The 17,964-nt window shown below is 74.6% G+C and carries 16 protein-coding genes; 11 read left to right on the top strand and 5 right to left on the bottom strand.

What is annotated here, in order from left to right; all coding sequences use genetic code 11:
• Position 1 precedes the first annotated feature (1 nt).
• Positions 2–748: an SDR family oxidoreductase gene (locus ACFPZN_RS47760; RefSeq protein ID WP_378290302.1), complete on the top strand. Its 747-nt coding sequence runs from the start codon at positions 2–4 to the stop codon at positions 746–748.
• Between the two features lie 254 nt (positions 749–1,002).
• Here the strand turns inward: ACFPZN_RS47760 and ACFPZN_RS47755 are convergent, their stop codons facing one another.
• Positions 1,003–1,500 carry a helix-turn-helix transcriptional regulator gene (locus ACFPZN_RS47755; RefSeq protein ID WP_378290300.1) on the bottom strand — a complete coding sequence of 166 codons (498 nt, stop codon included), beginning with the start codon at positions 1,498–1,500 and terminating at the stop codon, positions 1,003–1,005.
• A gap of 157 nt (positions 1,501–1,657) precedes the next feature.
• Between ACFPZN_RS47755 and ACFPZN_RS47750 the strand changes: the two genes are divergently transcribed.
• From ACFPZN_RS47750 to ACFPZN_RS47715, 8 genes are all read left to right on the top strand, one after another.
• Entirely contained in the window at positions 1,658–2,881 is a 1,224-nt protein-coding gene (locus ACFPZN_RS47750; RefSeq protein WP_378290298.1) for a coiled-coil domain-containing protein, read from the top strand.
• 452 nt (positions 2,882–3,333) lie between these two features.
• Positions 3,334–5,379, top strand: coding sequence for a serine/threonine-protein kinase (locus ACFPZN_RS47745; RefSeq protein ID WP_464044034.1), 2,046 nt, complete (start codon positions 3,334–3,336; stop codon positions 5,377–5,379).
• Positions 5,376–6,560, top strand: a complete 1,185-nt coding sequence (locus tag ACFPZN_RS47740) for a PP2C family protein-serine/threonine phosphatase (protein ID WP_378290294.1) — start codon at positions 5,376–5,378, stop codon at positions 6,558–6,560. Before ACFPZN_RS47745 ends, ACFPZN_RS47740 begins: the two co-directional genes overlap by 4 nt.
• Entirely contained in the window at positions 6,557–7,864 is a 1,308-nt protein-coding gene (locus ACFPZN_RS47735) for a vWA domain-containing protein (protein WP_378290292.1), read from the top strand. Before ACFPZN_RS47740 ends, ACFPZN_RS47735 begins: the two co-directional genes overlap by 4 nt.
• A 2-nt stretch (positions 7,865–7,866) precedes the next feature.
• Positions 7,867–8,694: an FHA domain-containing protein gene (locus tag ACFPZN_RS47730; RefSeq protein ID WP_378290290.1), complete on the top strand. Its 828-nt coding sequence runs from the start codon at positions 7,867–7,869 to the stop codon at positions 8,692–8,694.
• Positions 8,691–10,250 (top strand): hypothetical protein, encoded by a 1,560-nt coding sequence (locus ACFPZN_RS47725; RefSeq protein WP_378290288.1) that lies wholly within the window; start codon positions 8,691–8,693, stop codon positions 10,248–10,250. The genes ACFPZN_RS47730 and ACFPZN_RS47725 overlap by 4 nt, the downstream gene beginning before the upstream one ends.
• Positions 10,251–10,334: 84 nt before the next feature.
• Entirely contained in the window at positions 10,335–11,183 is an 849-nt protein-coding gene (locus ACFPZN_RS47720) for a transporter substrate-binding domain-containing protein (protein ID WP_378290286.1), read from the top strand.
• Positions 11,184–11,355: 172 nt separating this feature from the next.
• A complete protein-coding gene (locus ACFPZN_RS47715) occupies positions 11,356–12,567 on the top strand; it encodes a hypothetical protein (RefSeq protein ID WP_378290284.1) in 1,212 nt (403 codons plus the stop codon).
• On the opposite strand, the gene ACFPZN_RS47710 is transcribed toward ACFPZN_RS47715, so the two are convergent.
• Complete coding sequence (locus ACFPZN_RS47710; protein WP_378290282.1) at positions 12,528–13,208, bottom strand: hypothetical protein; 681 nt, start codon at positions 13,206–13,208, stop codon at positions 12,528–12,530. The genes ACFPZN_RS47715 and ACFPZN_RS47710 overlap by 40 nt on opposite strands.
• Positions 13,209–13,548: 340 nt before the next feature.
• Here ACFPZN_RS47710 and ACFPZN_RS47705 point away from each other — a divergent pair, with 340 nt between their 5' ends.
• Positions 13,549–14,067, top strand: a complete 519-nt coding sequence (locus ACFPZN_RS47705) for a PH domain-containing protein (protein WP_378290280.1) — start codon at positions 13,549–13,551, stop codon at positions 14,065–14,067.
• Positions 14,068–14,191: 124 nt separating this feature from the next.
• Complete coding sequence (locus tag ACFPZN_RS47700) at positions 14,192–15,391, top strand: serine hydrolase domain-containing protein (protein ID WP_378290278.1); 1,200 nt, start codon at positions 14,192–14,194, stop codon at positions 15,389–15,391.
• A 6-nt stretch (positions 15,392–15,397) separates the two neighbouring features.
• On the opposite strand, the gene ACFPZN_RS47695 is transcribed toward ACFPZN_RS47700, so the two are convergent.
• The 3 genes from ACFPZN_RS47695 to ACFPZN_RS47685 form a co-directional block, all read right to left on the bottom strand.
• Complete coding sequence (locus ACFPZN_RS47695) at positions 15,398–16,504, bottom strand: XRE family transcriptional regulator (protein WP_378290276.1); 1,107 nt, start codon at positions 16,502–16,504, stop codon at positions 15,398–15,400.
• Complete coding sequence (locus ACFPZN_RS47690) at positions 16,501–17,211, bottom strand: hypothetical protein (RefSeq protein ID WP_378290274.1); 711 nt, start codon at positions 17,209–17,211, stop codon at positions 16,501–16,503. Before ACFPZN_RS47690 ends, ACFPZN_RS47695 begins: the two co-directional genes overlap by 4 nt.
• Positions 17,212–17,288: 77 nt before the next feature.
• Complete coding sequence (locus tag ACFPZN_RS47685) at positions 17,289–17,813, bottom strand: hypothetical protein (RefSeq protein WP_378290272.1); 525 nt, start codon at positions 17,811–17,813, stop codon at positions 17,289–17,291.
• Between the last annotated feature and the right edge of the window lie 151 nt (positions 17,814–17,964).

The following is a 17,964-nucleotide window of genomic DNA, read 5'->3' as shown; positions in this document are numbered from 1 at the left end:
CGTGGATCTTGGATTGAGCGGCCGGCGCGCCGCGGTGGCGGCGGCGAGCAACGGCCTGGGGTTCGCGGCGGCGCGGGCCCTGCTGGCGGAGGGCGCGCGGGTCGCGATCTGCGGCCGGGACCGGGACCGCCTCGACGCGGCGGCCGCGAAGCTGGGCGGGGACGTGCACCCGATCGTCGCGGACGTGGGGACGCCCGAGGGCGCGACCGCGTTCGTCCAGGCATCGCAGGACGCGCTCGGCGGCGTGGACGTCCTGGTGACCAACGCGGGCGGGCCACCGCCCGGCACCTTCGCCTCCACCCCCGTGGACGCCTACGGCTCGGCCCTCGACCTCAACCTCATGTCGGTGGTCGCGATGTGCAAGGCGGCCGTGCCCGCGATGCAGGAGCGCGGCTGGGGACGGGTCGTGGCGATCACCTCGGTCACCGTGCGGCAGCCGAACCCGGCGCTGATCCTGTCGAACACGGCCCGCGCGGGCGCCACCGGCTTCCTCAAGACGCTGGCGCTGGAGGTGGCGCGGGACGGCGTGACCGTGAACTCGCTGCTGCCCGGCTCGCACGCCACCGACCGGCTGCGCCAGGTGCGCGGCGGCGACCTGGAGCAGGTCGCCGCCGCGATCCCGGCGGGCCGCGTGGGCGACCCCGCCGACTTCGGCGCCCTGGTCGCGTTCCTGGCCTCGGACCAGGCCAAGTTCGTGACCGGCAGCGCCCTGGCGGTGGACGGCGGAGAACACGGCGGCCTCCTCTGACCCGAACCGTGGACGCGTGACTAGCAGGGCGGGGCGGGCCACTGCGAGGTGCCCGAGGCCGGGCGATCCCGGGGCGAGCGCAGCATGCCACCCGCCCGGGGGCGTCCGGTGGCACGGGCTCGGGGGCGGGCCGGGCCGCCGCGGGTGCCCCGGGGGTGGGCGGTCCCGCGGCGGCGGTCGGTGCGCCTGGTGTCCGGCTTCGGCCACATCCGGCCGTGGCGCGTGCCCCTGTCGCGCGCGACGGCCGGGGTGGGTCAGGCGGCGGCGGGGGTGCGCCGCTGGAACGGGAGGTAGCGGTCGGCGCGGCGCGGGCGGGCGAGCAGGCCGGTGGCCTCGACCGCGAGGACGCGGTCGAAGCGGAAGGCCCGGACGCCGCGCCGCATCCGGCACCAGCCGACCAGGTACCAGTGGTCGCGGTGCACGAGGCAGGTGACGGGCTCCACCTCGCGGATCGTGACGTTGGCGTCGGCGTCGCCGTAGCAGAGCCGGACGACGCGGTGCTCGGTGATGGCGGCGGCGATGACGCGCGCCCGGTCGGCCGTGGAGGCGTCGAGGGTCGCGGTCAGCGTGCCGAGGGTGGCGGCGACGACGTCGTCGTGGACGTCGAGGTCGAACAGGGCGCGCAGGGCGCGGCGGGCGGTCGTGGCCTGCGGGCCGGTGCCCAGATGGGCGAGGGAGAGCGCGAGTGCGGCGATCTCGCCCGCGGTGAGGTCGGTGCGCTGGTCGGTCCGGTGCGTCGCAACGTTCGCCATGGTTCGATCATACGTTCGAACACTGACATTTTGCAGGCCCATATCGCCCCGGCCCGGGGCCCCTTGAGAAGCCGCCCGGCCATGCGGAACACTGATCCACCAGTGGGTGTAACGGGGGATACAGGGTCAGTGTTGGGCCGATGGGGGCAACCCGCCGATGAACCGTGACGAGGTGGACCGCGCTCTGCGGCACCTGCGGGAGGAGAAGGAGCGCATCGGCGCGGCGCTGCTCGACCTGGAACGGCACTCGGGTTACCGGCTGCTGGAGGGGGCGGCGCTGAGCGGGGAGACGGGCCGTCGCCAGGCCGAGGTGCGGTCCCGCATGGGCGAGCTGTGGACGCTGTTCGACCTGTACGGGCGGACGCTGGGCGAGGCCGAGGAGCTGCGGGCGCGGCACTCGCGTCCGAACGGCGCGCAGCTGGCCGAGCTGGACCGCCTGCTCACGGGCACCTCGGTCGAGCTGCCCGCGGAGGAGGTCCCGCTGGAGCGCCGCACGCTGCTGCAGTCCCCCTCGGGTGAACGGCTGACGCTGCGCGGTGTCGTGGAACGGATGACGGCCCTGTACGAGGAGTCCGCCCGCGCGGTCGCCGCCGTCGACACGGTCTGGTCGGCGCTGCTGGCGCGGCTCGGGTCGGTGGAGGCCGAGCAGCGCGTCGTCGCCGAGATGGCGGAGTCCCTGGGCCTCGCGGAGGACGCGGAGTACCGGCGCGTGCGGGAGGAGCTCGACGCGCGGGCCCGTACGGTGCGCGGCGATCCGATGGCGCTCAGCCGGGACGGCCGCGCCGACACCGCCGACCTGGAGAGGCTGGCCGCCGATCTGGCGCGGCTCAAAGAACGGTTCGCCGAGGCGGTGCGCTTCCGCGCGCGGTACGACGAGCAGGTGGGCCGGGTGCGGAACGCCGTCGGGCGGGTCCGGGCGGCGGAGGAGGACGTGCGCCGCGCCCGTGACGAGGTGCTGGTGAAGATCGCATCTCCGGCGCTGCCAGCGCCGGCCGCGGCGGCGGCCGCGCTGGCCGACCGGCTGGCCGCCCTGCACACGCTGCGCGACCAACGACGCTGGGGCGAACTCGCGGACCGCGCCGCCGATCTCGAACGCGCCACCCGGGACGCGCTGGAACGGGCCCGCGCCGATCTGGGCCTGGTCACCGGCCTGCTGGAGCGGCGCGAGGAGCTGCGCGGGCGGCTCCAGGCCTACAAGGTGAAGGCCGCGCGGCTCGGGCACGCGGAGGACGCCGGCCTGGCCGGGCTTTACGAGGAGGCCCGCGCGGTGCTGTGGTCCTCCCCCTGCGACCTGAGGAAGGCGACCGTGCTGCTGTCGGGCTATCAGCAGGCCATCTCGTCCAAGGCGGACGCGTCCAAGGCGAAGGGAACGGGCGGATGAACGCGCCGACGAACCGGTGCTCGGCGCCGGGCTGCAACGGAACCATCGAAGACGGCTACTGCGTCGTATGCGGTATGGCTGCCACGGCGAGTCCCGGTCCCTCCAGCGGCGGTACGGCGCCGGGCTCGTGCGCCGAGCCGGGCTGCTCCGGCACGATCGTCGACGGTTACTGCGACGTGTGCGGGCACCCGGCCGCGCAGCCCGCCGCGGCGGCGGCGCCCGCCGCGGCGCCCGCGTCCTCGAAGTGCGGGGAACCCGGGTGCTCGGGCACGATCGTGGACGGCTACTGCGACCTGCACGGGCACCCGGCCGCCACCGGCAGCTCTTCGGGGCGCTCCGCGCCGTCGTCGTCGGTGCCGTTCTCCTCCACCGGCGGCACCTACTCCGGTTCCACGCGCTCCGGGTCCACGTCCGGCCGCACCGGGTCCGCGCGGTCGTCGGGACGCCGCGGCATGCTGGGCGCCGGGCTCGTCGAGGTGCCGCGGGTGCCGTACCGCGACCCGTCCACGGCGGTGCTGACCGACCCGCAGGTCGCCGAGCACAAGCGCTTCTGCAGCAACAGCGACTGCGGGGAGGAGGTCGGGCGCAGCCGGGAGGGACGCCCCGGCCGCACCGAGGGATTCTGCCCCAAGTGCCGGACGCGGTTCTCGTTCACGCCCAAGCTCTCACCCGGCGAGGTGATCGGCGGGCAGTACGAGGTGCTCGGCTGCATCGCGCACGGCGGGCTCGGCTGGATCTACCTGGCCAGGGACCGCAACGTCAACGGCCGCTGGGTGGTGCTCAAGGGCCTGCTGGACAGCGGCGACGCCGAAGCGCTCGCCGCCGCCGAGGCCGAGCGCGCGTTCCTGGCCGAGGTCGAGCACCCCAACATCGTCAAGATCTACAACTTCGTGCGGCACGGCGACGCCGGCTACATCGTGATGGAGTACGTCGGCGGCCAGACCCTCAAGGACATCCTGCTGCGCCACCGGCAGGACACCGCGGCCGAGTCGCTCCCGGTCGGCCAGGCGATCGCCTACGGCCTGGAGGTGCTGCAGGCGTTCGGGTACCTGCACGCGCAGGGGCTGGTCTACTGCGACTTCAAGCCCGACAACGTGATCCAGTCCGAGGAGCAGCTGCGGCTGATCGACCTGGGCGGGGTGCGGCGGCTGGACGACCCGGACGGCGCGATCTACGGCACGGTCGGCTACCAGGCCCCCGAGATCGGGGACGACGGCCCGTCGGTGACGTCCGACCTCTACACCGTCGGCCGCGCGCTGGCGGTGCTGAGCTTCCCGTTCAAGGGCTACACCAGGGCCTACGAGCACAGCCTGCCGCCGCGGGCCGAGGTGCCGGTGCTGGCGCTGCACGAGTCGTTCGACCGGCTGCTGCGCCGCGCCACGCACGAGCGGCCGGCGGAGCGGTTCCAGGACGCGGCGGAGATGGCCGAGCAGCTGACCGGCGTGCTGCGGGAGGTGCTGGCGGCCGAGGACGGCGTGCCGCGGCCCGCGCCGTCCGGGCTGTTCGGCCCGGAGCGGGCGGTGCCGGGCACCGACGTGGCCAAGCTGGCCGACGGCGAGGGTGTGCTGCCGCCGGTGCTGCCCGCCGAGGCCGCGGCCGCGCTGCCGATCCCGCTGGTGGACGGGGGCGACCCGGCCGCCGGGTTCCTGGCCGGGCTGACCGCGCTGGACCCGGCGCGGCTGGCGGCGGCGGTGGCGAGCGCGCCGGAGCAGACGCCGGAGGTGCGGCTGGCGCTGGCCCGGGTCCGGATCGAGCTGGGCGCCTTCGCCGAGGCGGGCGAGTTGCTGGACAAGGTCGAGGAGGATCGTCCCGGGGACTGGCGGATCGACTGGTACCGGGCGCTGGCGCTGCTGGCCGGGGGCCGGCCGGCCGACGCCGCCGCGGGGTTCGACCGGCTGTACTCGCGGCTGCCCGGCGAGGCGGCGCCCAAGCTGGCGCTGGCCTGCTGCCTGGAGCGGAGCGCGCCGGAGGAGGCGGCCCGGCTGTACGAGCTGGTCTGGCGCACCGACCGCACCTACATCGGCGCGGCGTTCGGGCTGGCCCGGGTGCGGCTGGCGGCCGGTGACCGCGCCGCGGTGACGGCGGTGCTGGACTCGGTGCCCGAGGTCTCGATCCGGTACGTGTCGGCGCAGGTGGCGGCGCTCGCCACGGCGGTGCGGGACCGTCCGCCCGCCGAGCTCACCCCGGCGGAGCTGGAGCGGGCCGGGTCCCGGCTGGACGGGCTCGGGCTGGAGGGCGAGCGGCACGACCGGCTGGTCGCGGAGATCCTCGAGGCCGCGCTGGACTGGGTGGAGCACGGCACGGGCGCGGCCGTGGGCACGGGCGTCGCGCGGCCGCAGGGCACCGGCGTGCTGCTGGGCGCGCCGCTGAGCGAGGTCCCGCTGCGCCGCAGGCTGGAGCAGACCTACCGTTCACTGGCCCGCCTCACCACCGACCGGGAGGACCGGCGGTGGCTCATCGACTGCGCCAACGCCGTACGGCCGAGGACACTCCTATGACGGGAAACGCCGAGACTATGAAGACCGCCGAGCTGAACTGCCCCTCGTGCGGCGTGGTGGTGTTCCCCGGCGAGGGCTTCTGCGAGGCGTGCGGGCATCGGCTCAGCGACGACGCGGAGGCGGCCGAGGACACCGCGCCGGCGCCGGCCGCCGCGGCGGTGTCTGCGGCGGCGGGCGGCTGCGTCGGCTGCGGCGGGTCCGCGATCGACGCCGACGGCTACTGCGAGCGGTGCGGCCTGCGCCAGCCCGCCGAGCGCGACCACGTGGAGGTGGAGCTGCCGGGACGGGCCGCGGCCGGGGTCAGCGACCGCGGCAAGCGCTACGCCCGCAACGAGGACGCGATGGCGCTGGCCGGGCACGCCGGAGGCGTCGCCGCGGTCGTCTCGGACGGGGTGGGCTCGTCGCCGAACCCCGACGACGCGTCCCGGACCGCCGCCGACACCGCGCTGGCGGAGCTGGTGGCGCGGCTGGCGGACGGTTCCGCGCCGGACGCGGCGATGCGGGCGGCGATCGCCCGCGCGTCCGACGCGGTGGCCGCCCTCGCGGCCTCCCCGGCGGAGGCGCCGTCGTGCACGTTCGTGTCCGCGGTGACCGCGCCGGGGTCGGTCACGGTCGGCTGGATCGGCGACAGCCGCGCCTACTGGCTGCCGTCCGCTGCCCCGGCCGCCCCGAACGGATCGGCGCCGCGGCGGGCGCCCGGACGGGACGCGGGCTCGCCGCTCGACACCCTCGACCCGGCGGAGGCCGACCGGCCCGAGCTGCGCGCGTCCCGGGCGCTCACCACCGACGACTCCTGGGCCGCGTACATGATCGCGGAGGGGACGCTGACGGAGGCCGAGGCCGAGGTCCACCCGAACGCGCACGTCATCACCGGCTGGCTGGGCGCCGACAACGACGACCTCCGGCCGCACGTCGCCACCTTCGTCCCCGACCCGGACGTGCCGGGCACGCTGCTGGTCTGCAGCGACGGGCTGTGGAACTACCTGCCCGGCGCGGAGGACCTGGCCGCGGTGCTGGCGGAGGCCGCGGCCGACCCGGCGGCCGACCCGCTCGGCGCCGCGCGGGCGCTGGTACGCCGCGCCCTGGACGCCGGCGGGCGCGACAACATCACCGTCGCCGTGATCCCGCTGCCCGCACGGACCACCACCTCCCCTTCGAGCCCCCTGGAGCACGCGCGTTGAGCGAGCAGCCGCAGTTCAGCATCAAGGTCGACCAGAACAAGTTCCTGCCCGAGGGCGGCCGCGAGGTGCACGCCATCGTGTCGGTGGAGGCGACCGGCGCGCCCGTCGCCAGCGCCGCCCCGGCCTCGGCCGCCGAAGTGATCCTCATCGACACCTCGGGGTCGATGTCGTACCCGGACACCAAGCTGCGCTCGGCCATCGCCGCCGCGCAGATCGCGATCGACACCATCCGCGACGGCGTCCACTTCGCGGTCGTGTCCGGCGCGAACTCGGCCGCCATGGTCTACCCGCGCAGCGCCGTGCTGGTGCGCGCCGACGCCCGCACCCGCCAGGAGGCCAAGCACGCGCTCAGCCGGCTCCAGGCGTCCGGCGGCACCGCGATCGGCTCCTGGCTGCGGCTGGCCGACGAGCTGTTCGACCCGCACCAGGACGGCATCCGCCACGCGATCCTGCTGACCGACGGCAAGAACCAGCACGAGACCGCCGAGCAGCTGGACGCGGTGCTGTCGCGCTGCACGGGACGGTTCGTCTGCGACTGCCGCGGCGTGGGCACCGACTGGGAGGTCGCGGAGCTGCGCAAGATCTCCTCGGCGCTGCTCGGCAGCGTCGACATCGTCGCCGACCCGCAGGACCTGGTGGCCGACTTCCAGGCGATGACCGAGGCGGCCATGGGCAAGAACGTCGCCGATGTCGCACTGCGCGTCTGGACGCCGCAGACCGCCCGGCTCCGCTTCGTCAAGCAGGTGATGCCGACGGTGGAGGACCTCACCGGCAGGCGCGCCGAGGCGGGCCCGCAGGCGGGCGACTACCCGATCGGGGCGTGGGGCGCCGAGAGCCGCGACTACCACGTCAGCGTGGAGGTGCCGCCGGGCGAGGTCGGCAAGGAGCTGCGCGCCGCGTGGGTCAAGCTGGTCGTCCCGGGCGCCCCGGGCGAGGAGCCGCAGGTGCTGGCCACCGCGAACGTCCTCGCGCAGTGGACCGACGACGAGGCCGCCTCCACCAGGATCAACGCGCGGGTGGCGCACTACACCGGGCAGGCCGAGCTGGCCGAGGTCATCCAGGAGGGCCTGCAGGCCCGCAAGGACGGCGATCTGGACACCGCCACCGCGCGCCTCGGGCGGGCGGTGGCGCTGGCCGACGAGGCGGGCAACGAGGCGACGAGCAGGCTGCTGCGCAAGGTCGTGGACGTGGTGGACCCGGCCACCGGCACGGTGCGGCTGAAGAAGAACGTCGACAAGGCCGACGAGATGTCGCTGGACACGCGATCGTCCAAGACCGTCCGGACCCGCAAGGGCGAGGGCTGAGCATGGCGATCTGTCCCGGCGGCCACACGTCCTCCGCCGCCGACTACTGCGACGTGTGCGGTGAGCGGATCGGCGGCGCCCCGGTCTCGGCCCCGTCCGCTTCGGGCCCGCCGGGCGGGCGGCCGACCGGCACGATGGAGCTGTCGGCCTCGGCCGGCGGCACGCCCTGCCCCGACTGCGGCACCCCGGCCAGCGACCGCTTCTGCGAGGAGTGCGGGTACGACTTCGCCACGGGTGGCGGCGCGCCCACCCCGGCCGCACCGCCCGCGCCGTCCCCGCCGCCTCCCCCGTCCCCCGATTCCGGCCCCGTGTCCGGCCCTGTGTCCGGTCCCGTGCCGGGCGCGCCGGAGCGGGCGGCGACCGGCACAGGACCTCTGGCCACGGGCGGCTCGCGCGGCACGGGCGGCGGCGCCGGCACCGGCTGGGTCGCGGTCATCACCGCCGACCGCGCGTACTACGACGCGGTCCTCGCCGAGCTCGAACCCGACGCCGGGGTGATCGCCTTCCCGCCGTACTGCCCCGAGCGGCGGGTGCCGATCCGCGGCGAGCAGATCCGCATCGGACGGCACAGCGCGTCCCGGGGCCTCACCCCCGAGATCGACCTGCGGGTCGCGCCGGAGGACCCGGGCGTCTCGCACGTCCACGCGGTGCTGCTGGCCCGTCCCGGCGGCTCCTGGGTGCTGGTCGACCCCGGGTCGACCAACGGCACCAGCCTCAACGGCTCGACCGCGACGATCCCGCTCAACGTGGAGGTGCCGGTCGGGGACGGCGACCGCATCCACGTCGGGGTCTGGACCACGATCACCCTCAGGAAGGGCGGGGCGTCATGACGGCCGTACAGCAGCCGCACGCACGACCGCAGGGCCAGGGCCAGGCTCCGGTGCCCGCGCCCGGCGCGGGCGGCGGGCCGCCCGCACAGGCGCGGCGGCGCCGGTCGGGCGTGCGCAGGCCGCCGTCGCCGCAGCCGTCCGGGCGGTCCCGGTTCCGGCTGGTGCCGCGCACGGTGGCGGGACGGGTCCGCGCGCTGACGAGTGTCACCGTGCTGTCCCTGGCGGGCCTGCTGGCGGTCACCGCGATCGCGGTCGGCAACGCGCGCGACGGCGTCCGGGTGATCGGCCACGACGCGGGGCCGCAGGTGGTGGCGACCGGCAACCTGTACTTCCACCTCACCAACATGGACGCCCAGCTCGCCAACGCGCTGCTGATCGGCGACACGCGGAACCTCGGCATGCGCCGCGAGCAGGCGCTGCAGGGCTTCGACCAGAGCCGGGAGGCCGCGGGCGACGCGCTGCTGCGCGCCGCGAAGCTGGCCGACGAGCCCACCGAGGAGCGCACCGCGCGCGAGTCCCTCAACGCGCTGGCCCGGTACGAGCGGCTGGCCGGGCAGGCGCTGCTGCTCGACCAGCGGGCCCCGCACGAGGCCGGTCCGCCGCAGCAGGAGGTCATCGGGATCTACCGGCAGGCGACCGACCTGATGAAGCTGGACCTGCTGCCCAAGGCCTACAACCTGACGCTCGACAACGGCACGCTCGTCCGCAAGACCTACGAGTCCGAGCGCAGCGCCGTGCAGGCCGGCCAGGTGTGGGTGCTGGTGCTGGGGCTGCTGACGCTGGCGCTGCTGCTCGCCCTGCAGTTCTTCCTGTTCGTCCGGTTCCGGCGGCTGCTGAACCCGGCGCTGGCGGTGAGCACCGCCGTGGTGCTGGTGCTGGTGGGGGCGAGCACGGTCATGCTGCTCGGCCAGGAGCGCCACCTGCGCACCGCCAAGAGCGACGGCTTCGACTCGCTGCTGGCGCTGTCGCGGGCGCGGGCGATCAGCACCAGCGCCAACGCCGACGAGACCCGCTACCTCGTCGACCCGGGCCGCGCCGACACCTACGAGCAGGTCTACCTCAGCAAGTCGCAGACCGTGCTGTACCGGGCGGACGGCAACAACCTCACCCGCTACAACCAGGCGATCCAGCGCGACCTCGGCAAGCCCGGCCTCGACCCGGCCAGGGACCGGTTCCTCGGGTTCCTGGGCCGGGAGGCCGACTACGGCGACCTCCCCGGGCAGCCGGAGGTCTACACCGAGGTGCTGCGGAACTACCGCGCCTTCCAGCAGAGCGACTCGCGGGTGCGGGCCCTGGCGCGGGCTGGGCAGACCGGCAACGCCGTGCAGGCGCGGCTGGGCGGCGGCTCCGGCGGACTCTCCTCCGACCGGGACTTCCGGACCTACGACCAGTCGCTGACCAAGCTGATCAAGATTCACGACGACGCGTTCAACGAGGCCGTCCGCAAGGGCGACGCGGGGACCCGGGGCTGGAACGTGGTGCTGCCGGTGGTGGGGCTGGTCCTGGTCGGTCTCATCCTGGGCGGCGTACGGCCGCGCCTGGCGGAGTACCGGTGAGCCCGATCCCCGTGAACCGGGCCGCGGCCCTGCCGCGGACGTGGCGGCGCGGACGTCGAGGCGTCCGACGAGGTGAGGGAGCGGATGATGCGAGAACGCCGGGCCGGCCTCCTGGCCGCCCTGTCCGCCGCGGCGGCCCTGCTGGCGGGGGCCTGCGGCGTCGCGAACGCCGGGGAGGAGTCCGTCGCCGACAAGGACGCCCTGGTCATCGGGGTCAACACCGACCAGCCCGGGCTGAGCTCCCAGGAGGGCGGCGGCGCCTACGCCGGCTTCGACGTGGACGTCGCCCGCGAGATCGCCCGGCGGCTGGGCGCGACGGTCGCTTTCAGGCCCGTCACCTCGGCCACCCGTGAGACGAGGCTGCGGAGCGGCGACGTCGACCTGGTGGTCGCCAGCTACTCCATCACCCCGCAGCGCAAGACCCTGGTGGCCTTCGCGGGCCCGTACTACGTCGCCCACCAGGACATCCTGGTCCGCGGGTCCGACGCCGGCGCGGTCAAGAACGTGCGCGATCTGGAGGGCCGGCGGCTGTGCCACGTGCGGGGCTCCGTCTCCTACCCCCGCGTCCAGGAGGAGAAGGGCGTCGCCGTGCTCCCCGCGGACGCCGACGGTTACGACCACTGCCTGCAGCGGCTCTCGGCCGGGGAGCTGGACGCGGTCTCCACCGACGACCTGATCCTGGCGGGCCTGGCCGCCAAGGCCGCCAAGGAGGGGCGGGGCGGGCCGCCGCTGCGGATCGTGAACGCGCCGATCTCCGACGAGCCGTACGGGGTCGGCATCGCGCGCGGCGACCTGGACGGCTGCGAGGCGGTCAACCGGGCGATCACCGGCATGTACCAGGACGGCACCGCCGCGCGCCTGCTGAAGACCTGGTTCGGGCCCTCCGGTCTGCGCGTGACGACGACGGTCCCGCAGTTCGAGGGATGCGATTAGCCCGGATCATTGCGCTTCGTCCCATCCCAAAACCGGCCTGGCCGGGACGGTTCGGAACCCTGCGGTCAGTGAGATCAGTCGGTTACGTAAGTGCCCGAATCGGTGCATGATCGTAAGTTATGGTCGCGATCAAAACCCCTTCCGTCAATCGCGACCGGCCCCGAGGAGTTTCATGACGACGGTCATCCTGGTCGTGATGTGCCTGGTGGTCGGGGCCCTTGAGCTGTACGCCGGCAAGCAGAGCAAGGACCAGGCCCGCGCCTTCGTCCGCCGCATCGAGGAGCTGAACGACCAGGTCACCAAGCAGAACAACGTGCTGGTCACGGTGGGCGAGCAGCTCACCGCCGAGCTGTCGAAGGTCAAGCGGGACACGCTGCCGGCGCTGGACGCGCGGCTGCGCTCGCAGACCGGCCAGGTCGAGGAGCTGGCCACGCTGGTGCACCAGGCCGACGAGTACCTGCGGGCGCAGGCCGGGCGGCTGCACGACCTGGAGAAGCAGCGGATCACGCTGGCCGCGCTGCGCCGCAAGCTCGCCGAGGTGGAGACCTCCGTGCGCTCGTTCACCCGGGCGGGCACGGCCGCGGTGGAGAGCAAGGTGGACACCGCCCTGGACCGGCTGGCCGACCTGGAGCGCGGCGGCGAGGAGATCCTGGAGCTCCAGCGCACCCTGACCCGCACGCTGGAGGAGGTCGAGGACGTCGTCGCCGAGCTGCTGCGCTTCACCGAGAGCGAGCTGGACGAGTCGGCCGGCGCGGCGCTGGCCGGACGGCCCCGCAGCCCGTCCGACGACGGCGCCGCGGTGCGCGCCACCGGCCGACTGTGGACACGGGACGGCCAGCTGGACGACATCCTCACCGAGATGTACGAGCGGTGCGTGCGCGCGGCCCGGCTGAACATCCGGTTCCGGACCTCGGAGGGGCCCGGCGGCGCCGCGCCCGGAACCTCCGAGCAGCGCCGCTACTTCCTCGCCGGGCAGCACGTCGAGGACCTCATCGGCGGGTTCACCGCGCTGCTCATCTCGACCGGCGCGGATCTGCCGCACAACGGCACGGGCGAGCGTCAGCGTCCCGGCTCCCTGGCCCGCGTCCAACCAGGCCAGGGCCTGCCGCCGGGCGTGGAGCCGACCCGGCCGCCCGAGGACGAGGCGGCGCTCAAGGCGCTGCTGCGGACGCTGTTCGAGAGCAACGGCGCCATCGCCCAGATCGGCCCGCTGATGGTGGTCCGGACCCGGGACGAGCTGCTGTGCGCCGTCCTGACGCCGCCGCAGTCACTGGAGATGGAGAGCGACGAGGTCTTCTGGGACCCGGCGGCGGCCACGGTGCGGCTGCGGCGGCTGCCGTCCCATCAGCTGTGGGACCTCACCGCCTGGGCCGCGACGCCGTAGGCCCGCACGGTGCGCTCGGAAGGGGCGCCGAGCCGGACGAACAGCGGGCACAGCGGGGCCCGCGTCTCCTGGTCGATCTCCGCGCACAGCCCGACCCCGGCGGCCCGGTCGAGGAAGACGACGTTGTGGACGGCGCGGGCGGCCCGTACCGCGTAGGGCACCGAGTCGGCGTCGGCGGGTTCGAGCAGCTCCTCGAAGGTGAGGCGGCGGGCGAAGCGCAGCAGCGCCTCGGCGTCCACGATCCGGGTGCCGACGGCGGCGGCCGGTCCGGCGATGACGATGCCGAAGCTGGGGTCCTCGCGGCCGCGCACGTAGATCTCCCGGTCGGGTTCGAGGCCGTGGCGGCGCTCGGCCAGGTGCAGCCCGAACCCGGCGTCGCCGTTGAGGAACGCGGGCGCGCCGAAACCGTACGAGCTCTGCGCGGCGGCCGAGCCCGGGACGCGCAGCGCGCCGTCGGGCTGCCGCCAGCCGGGCAGGTAGATGCTGAGGCCGCGCATCAGGAGCCGCCAGACGGGCCGCCCGGTGACGTCGGGGACGAACTCGCCCTGCGCGCCGCGCGCGCCCTCATGGTCGTCCTGGCCCTCGGGATCGTGATCTGCGGGAAGCTCGGGGAGCGGAGGCGCCGTTCGCGGGACGGGCACCGGCGGCCGCGCGGGCGCCGCTGCCGCCTCGGGAACCGGGCCGGGCTGAGGCTGAGACGGTGCGCCCTCTGGCGGCTGCGGCGGGGTCTCCCGCGCCTCCGGCGGCCGGGGCTGCTGTGGACGGGATACGAGAAGCCGGTCCGGCCATGGCTCCTGCCGCCCCCGAGAGGGCTCCCGCGCGCCGTCCATAACGACCATCTTGTGGCGCCGGAGCCACGCGCACAAGGGCGCCGCCGATCATCGTGGGAGGCGGGGCCGCACGGTACCCTGATGGGGTCCGCCCCATCTCGCGGGCATCTCGTGGACGCATCACGACGCGCGGCGGGAGCGGCTCGGCCCCATGAACATGCAGGACCTGATGGTCTACCGCGACCAGAGTTCGCGGACCGTCGACAAGTACCTCATGGCCCACGAGGGACGGGTCATCGCGGTGCGGCGCCATCCCGCCGTCCTGCTGCTGCCCCTCGGGTTCGCGCTGGGCGGCCTGATCCTGTGCGCGTTCGCCGCCACGATCACCGGCGTGCTGTGGCTCTGGTGGGTGTGGCTGGCCGCCCTCGGCTACCTGGGCTGGAAGGTCCTCGCCTGGTCGGTGGAGTTCTTCCTGGTCACCGAGCACCGGGTGATGGTCGTCAGCGGCGTCCTCAACCGGAACGTGGCGATGATGCCGCTGGCCAAGGTCACCGACATCGCCCTGGAACGTTCGCTGGGCGGGCGGCTGCTGGGGTACGGCGAGTTCGTCATGGAGTCCGCCGGCCAGAAGCAGGCGCTGCGGAACGTGGGCTTCATGCCCTACCCGGAGCAGCTCTACCTGGAGGTCTCCGGTGTCATCTTCGGCGCCGAGGACGAGTCCCCCGACTGATCCCGGCCGTCTCTCTCGGCCCGCCCCTTGACGCCCCCGCCGATGAGTTCGCGGCGCTCCCCCGGTCTACCCCCAGAACGGATGGTCCCGGCTACGGGAGCGGAGCGAACGGAGCGTGCGAACGATGAACGGCAACGGCGGCTTCTCCAAGCGGCGTCTGGACCGCATGCGCGAGGTCATGACCGGCCATGTCGAGGCGGGGCGGGTGCCGGGCGCCGTGACGCTCCTCGCCCGGCACGGCGAGGTGCTGGTGGACGCCATCGGCTCCCCCGCGCTCGGCGGCGCGGAGCCGATCCACCCCGGCACCATCTTCCGGATCAGCTCCATGAGCAAGCCGGTCACGGCCGTGGCGGCGCTGATCCTGGTCGAGGAGTGCCGGCTGCGGCTGGACGAGCCGGTGGACCGGCTGCTGCCCGAGCTGGCCGATCGCCGCGTGCTGCGCGCCCCGGACGCCGAGGTGGACGACACCGTCCCGGCCCACCGCCCGATCACCGTGCGGGACCTGCTCGACTTCCGCTGCGGCCTCGGCATGATCTTCGAGCCGGAGGCGTTCGGCTACCCGATCTACCGTGCGGCGCAGGAGCTGGGGGTCACCGGGTTCGGGCCGCCCGACCCTCGCACCCCGCACTCCCCCGACGAGTGGGCGCGGCTGGTCGGCACGCTGCCGCTGGTGTGCCAGCCGGGCGAGCGCTGGCTCTACAACACCGGCTCGTACCTGCTGAGCGTGCTGGTCGCGCGGGCGTCCGGGCAGCCGTTCGAGGCGTTCCTGCGCGAGCGGATCTTCGAGCCGCTGGGCATGAAGGACACCGGCTTCAGCGTCCCGGCCGCCGAGCTGGACCGCCTGGCCACCGCCTACCAGGTGGCCGAGGACGGCACGCTGCGGGAGTACGACTCGCCCCGCGACAGCGGCTGGGCGCGGCCGCCCGCCTTCCCCGACGGCGGCGGCGGGCTGGTCTCGACCGCCGGCGACTACCTCGCGTTCGCGGGGATGCTGCTCGGCAAGGGGACGTACCGGGGCGAGCGCGTCCTGTCGCGGCCCGCCGTGGAGCTGATGACCTCCGACCAGCTCACCGGGGCGCAGCGGCGGGAGGCGTTCGGCGACGCGTCGAGCTGGGGCCTCGGCGTGTCCGTGGCCCTGCGCCGCGACCGCCTGTCCACCACGCCGGGCCGGTACGGCTGGGACGGCGGCCTCGGCACGAGCTGGTACAACGACCCGGCCGAGGACCTGGTGGCGATCCTGATGACGCAGCGCGCCGAGTTCCCCGACGTGAACCCGGTGTGGCTGGACTTCTGGACGGGCGTCTACCAGGCCATCGACGACTAGGGCCGGTCAGGCGTCCACGGCGGGGCGGGCGCGGGCGGGGACCAGCAGGTCGAGGTCGGCCCGGGTGACGCGGGCGCGCTCGGAGAGCTCGTCGCGGTCGACGCCGGAGGCGGCGGTGAGCTCGACCGCCCGGGTCAGCATGGTGGGGCCTTCCAGGGGTCTGGCCTGGCCCGGCTCCTGCCGTCGCCAGCCGCGCGAGGCCATGGTGCTCATCGCGCCGCGGTAGGTGCCCTCCTTCATGATCCCGAGGGTGCGGGCGCGGTAGAGCAGCGCGGACATGCTCACCCCCCAGGCCGCCTTCAGCGCCGCGAGGCGCGACCAGTCGGCGGTGGACGGCAGTTCCCCGGCGATCCCGGCCTCGGGCATGAGGAACTCGGCGGCGAACCGGTGCGCCTGGTCCTCGATGACCTTGCTCCCGGGTTCGGCGTCGGCGTGCATCACCAGGTGGCCGAGCTCGTGGGCGCCGTCGAAGCGGTTGCGCCAGTAGTCGCCCTTGGCCGGGTTGAACATCACCATGGGCCGCGGGTGGGCGCCGATGCTGAACGCGTCGACCCGTTCGGTGGACGGCGGCAGGATCAGCACGATCACGCCGTTCTTCTCCAGCAGCCGCACCATGTGGGGGACGGCGCCGTGCCCCTCGCCGAGCAGCGCCTTCCGGGCGAGCCGGGCGGCCTCCACCGGGCCGGGACCGGCGATCTCGTCGGGCTGCACGGGGTGCTCGGGCAGCTCGGCCGCCGGGAACTCCACCAGGTCCTCCAGCGTCCCGACGATGTCGGCGGCGATCCTGCCGTAGGCCAGCGCCTGGTCGCGTTCGATCTGGGTGGTGGAGCGCAGCGAGCGGAAGTGGGCGTGCGCCGAGTCGAGCGTCACCGGGCTGCGGCCCGCGTGGAAGAACTCCACCGGGACGCCCAGCGCGATCGCCAGCCGCGACAGCGACTTCTCCGAGGGGCGGTGCACGCCCGCCTCGTACTGGCCGATGGCGGTGGGGGTCGTCCCGACGGCCTGGGCGAGCTGGTTCTTGCGCAGGCCGCGCAGGCGCCGGGCCAGGGTCAGCCGTTCGCAGTCGAACAGCAGCCGGGCCTCCGCCACACGGTCGGCGGTGCGGTCGTTCACTGGGCCTTTTCGTCGAGCGGTCGGGCGGCGCGGCGGCCGCGCAGGCGCATGGGGACGTCGGCGTCGGTCGCGGTCCGGCCGCCGCCGCCCGCGCCGTCGCCGGCGTCGGTCCAGAGCGGCAGGGTCGGCTCGGCGGGACGGCGCCGCGGGTCGGGACCGAGCGCGTCGCCGGACAGCTCCAGCAGCCAGTGCCAGGGGTCGCCGCCGCCGGCGTTCAGCCGCGGCCGGCCCAGGAACAGCTCCAGTTCGAGGGGCTCCTCGCTGGCGCTGTGCGCGAGGACCAGCGTCACCGTCCCGGAGTCGTCGCGCGGCCCCGGGTCGGCGGGGAAGGGGAGCGCGAGCTGCGGGTCGCCGTCGAAGCCCTGCCGGGCGACGAGCTGCTTGGTGGCGCTGTCGCGGTCCCAGCGGATGCCGCGGACGGCGCCGAACTCGTGCCGCTTGAGCAGGACGCGGTAGCGCCCGCGCCGCCAGCCCGGCGAGTTGTTCAGGTTGTCGCGGGTGACCGCCGGGTCGCCGTCGAAGACCCGGTCGATCTGGGACTCCAGCACATCGTAGGAGGTGTAGCCGTACGAGCGGTCCTTGAACCCGGCGCCGCGGCTCAGCGACCCGAACACCGCCAGCGTCGCCTCCAGGTGCGCCTCGCGCAGCCCGTGCAGGAACCCCGCCGGGAGGAGCTCGTCCCAGACGTCCCGATCTTCCGAAGACATGCACGGGACTATAGACGCATCCAGTGACGCCCGTGCCGAAATGAAGTCCGTGTCGCCGGCTCGGGGCGAATCGACCATCAGCCGGTGTGGGCGCGGCGGAGGTTCTCGGCCAGCAGGGGGTCACCCGAGTGCTCGGCCAGGAGCAGCGCCGTCTCGTACGCCCGGCCGCCCGCCGCCCTCGTCCGCCGCTTCCGGGCCAGCGCCTCCCCGATCTCGAAGATCGTCCAGATGACCTCGGAGACGAGCTCGGCGGCGTGCGCGGCCAGTCGCGGGAAGGTGTCCGCGGCCTGCTCCGCCCGGCCGTCCAGCGCGGGCAGGACGCAGGCCGCCGCCGCGTGCGCGCCGATGTCCTCGGCCGCCGAGATCCGCCCCCAGGCCGCGGCGGCCTCGCGCAGGTCCTCGCGCCGGACCAGGTACGCGCCGAAGAAGAACCAGGCGCGAGGCCGGAGCGCGCCGAAGCCGACCTCGTCCAGGCGGGCGATCGCGGTCTCGGCGCCGTGCCGTCCGGCCTCGGTGGAGAACATCAGCGCCACGGCGGCCGCGCCCTTGGGCGCGTGCACGGGGTGCGGGCTGTTCGCCTGTGAGGTCGGTTGAGTGAACATGGGGGTGATCAAGTGATCCGGCTTGACGTTTTGTGTTCGTCTCTGTACTTTCGGTAGCGCGATCTGGGACGCCGGGTTCGATGTCAGCGTGCGGGGCCCCCTTTCCACCGGAGTGATGGTCTGGGGCCTCCCCGTCGCCTCTGGTCGAGCC

It is taken from the genome of Actinomadura rugatobispora, from assembly GCF_042656285.1.
GTDB classification, from domain to species: domain Bacteria; phylum Actinomycetota; class Actinomycetes; order Streptosporangiales; family Streptosporangiaceae; genus Spirillospora; species Spirillospora rugatobispora.
This window is presented reverse-complemented; position numbering and strand designations above follow the sequence as displayed.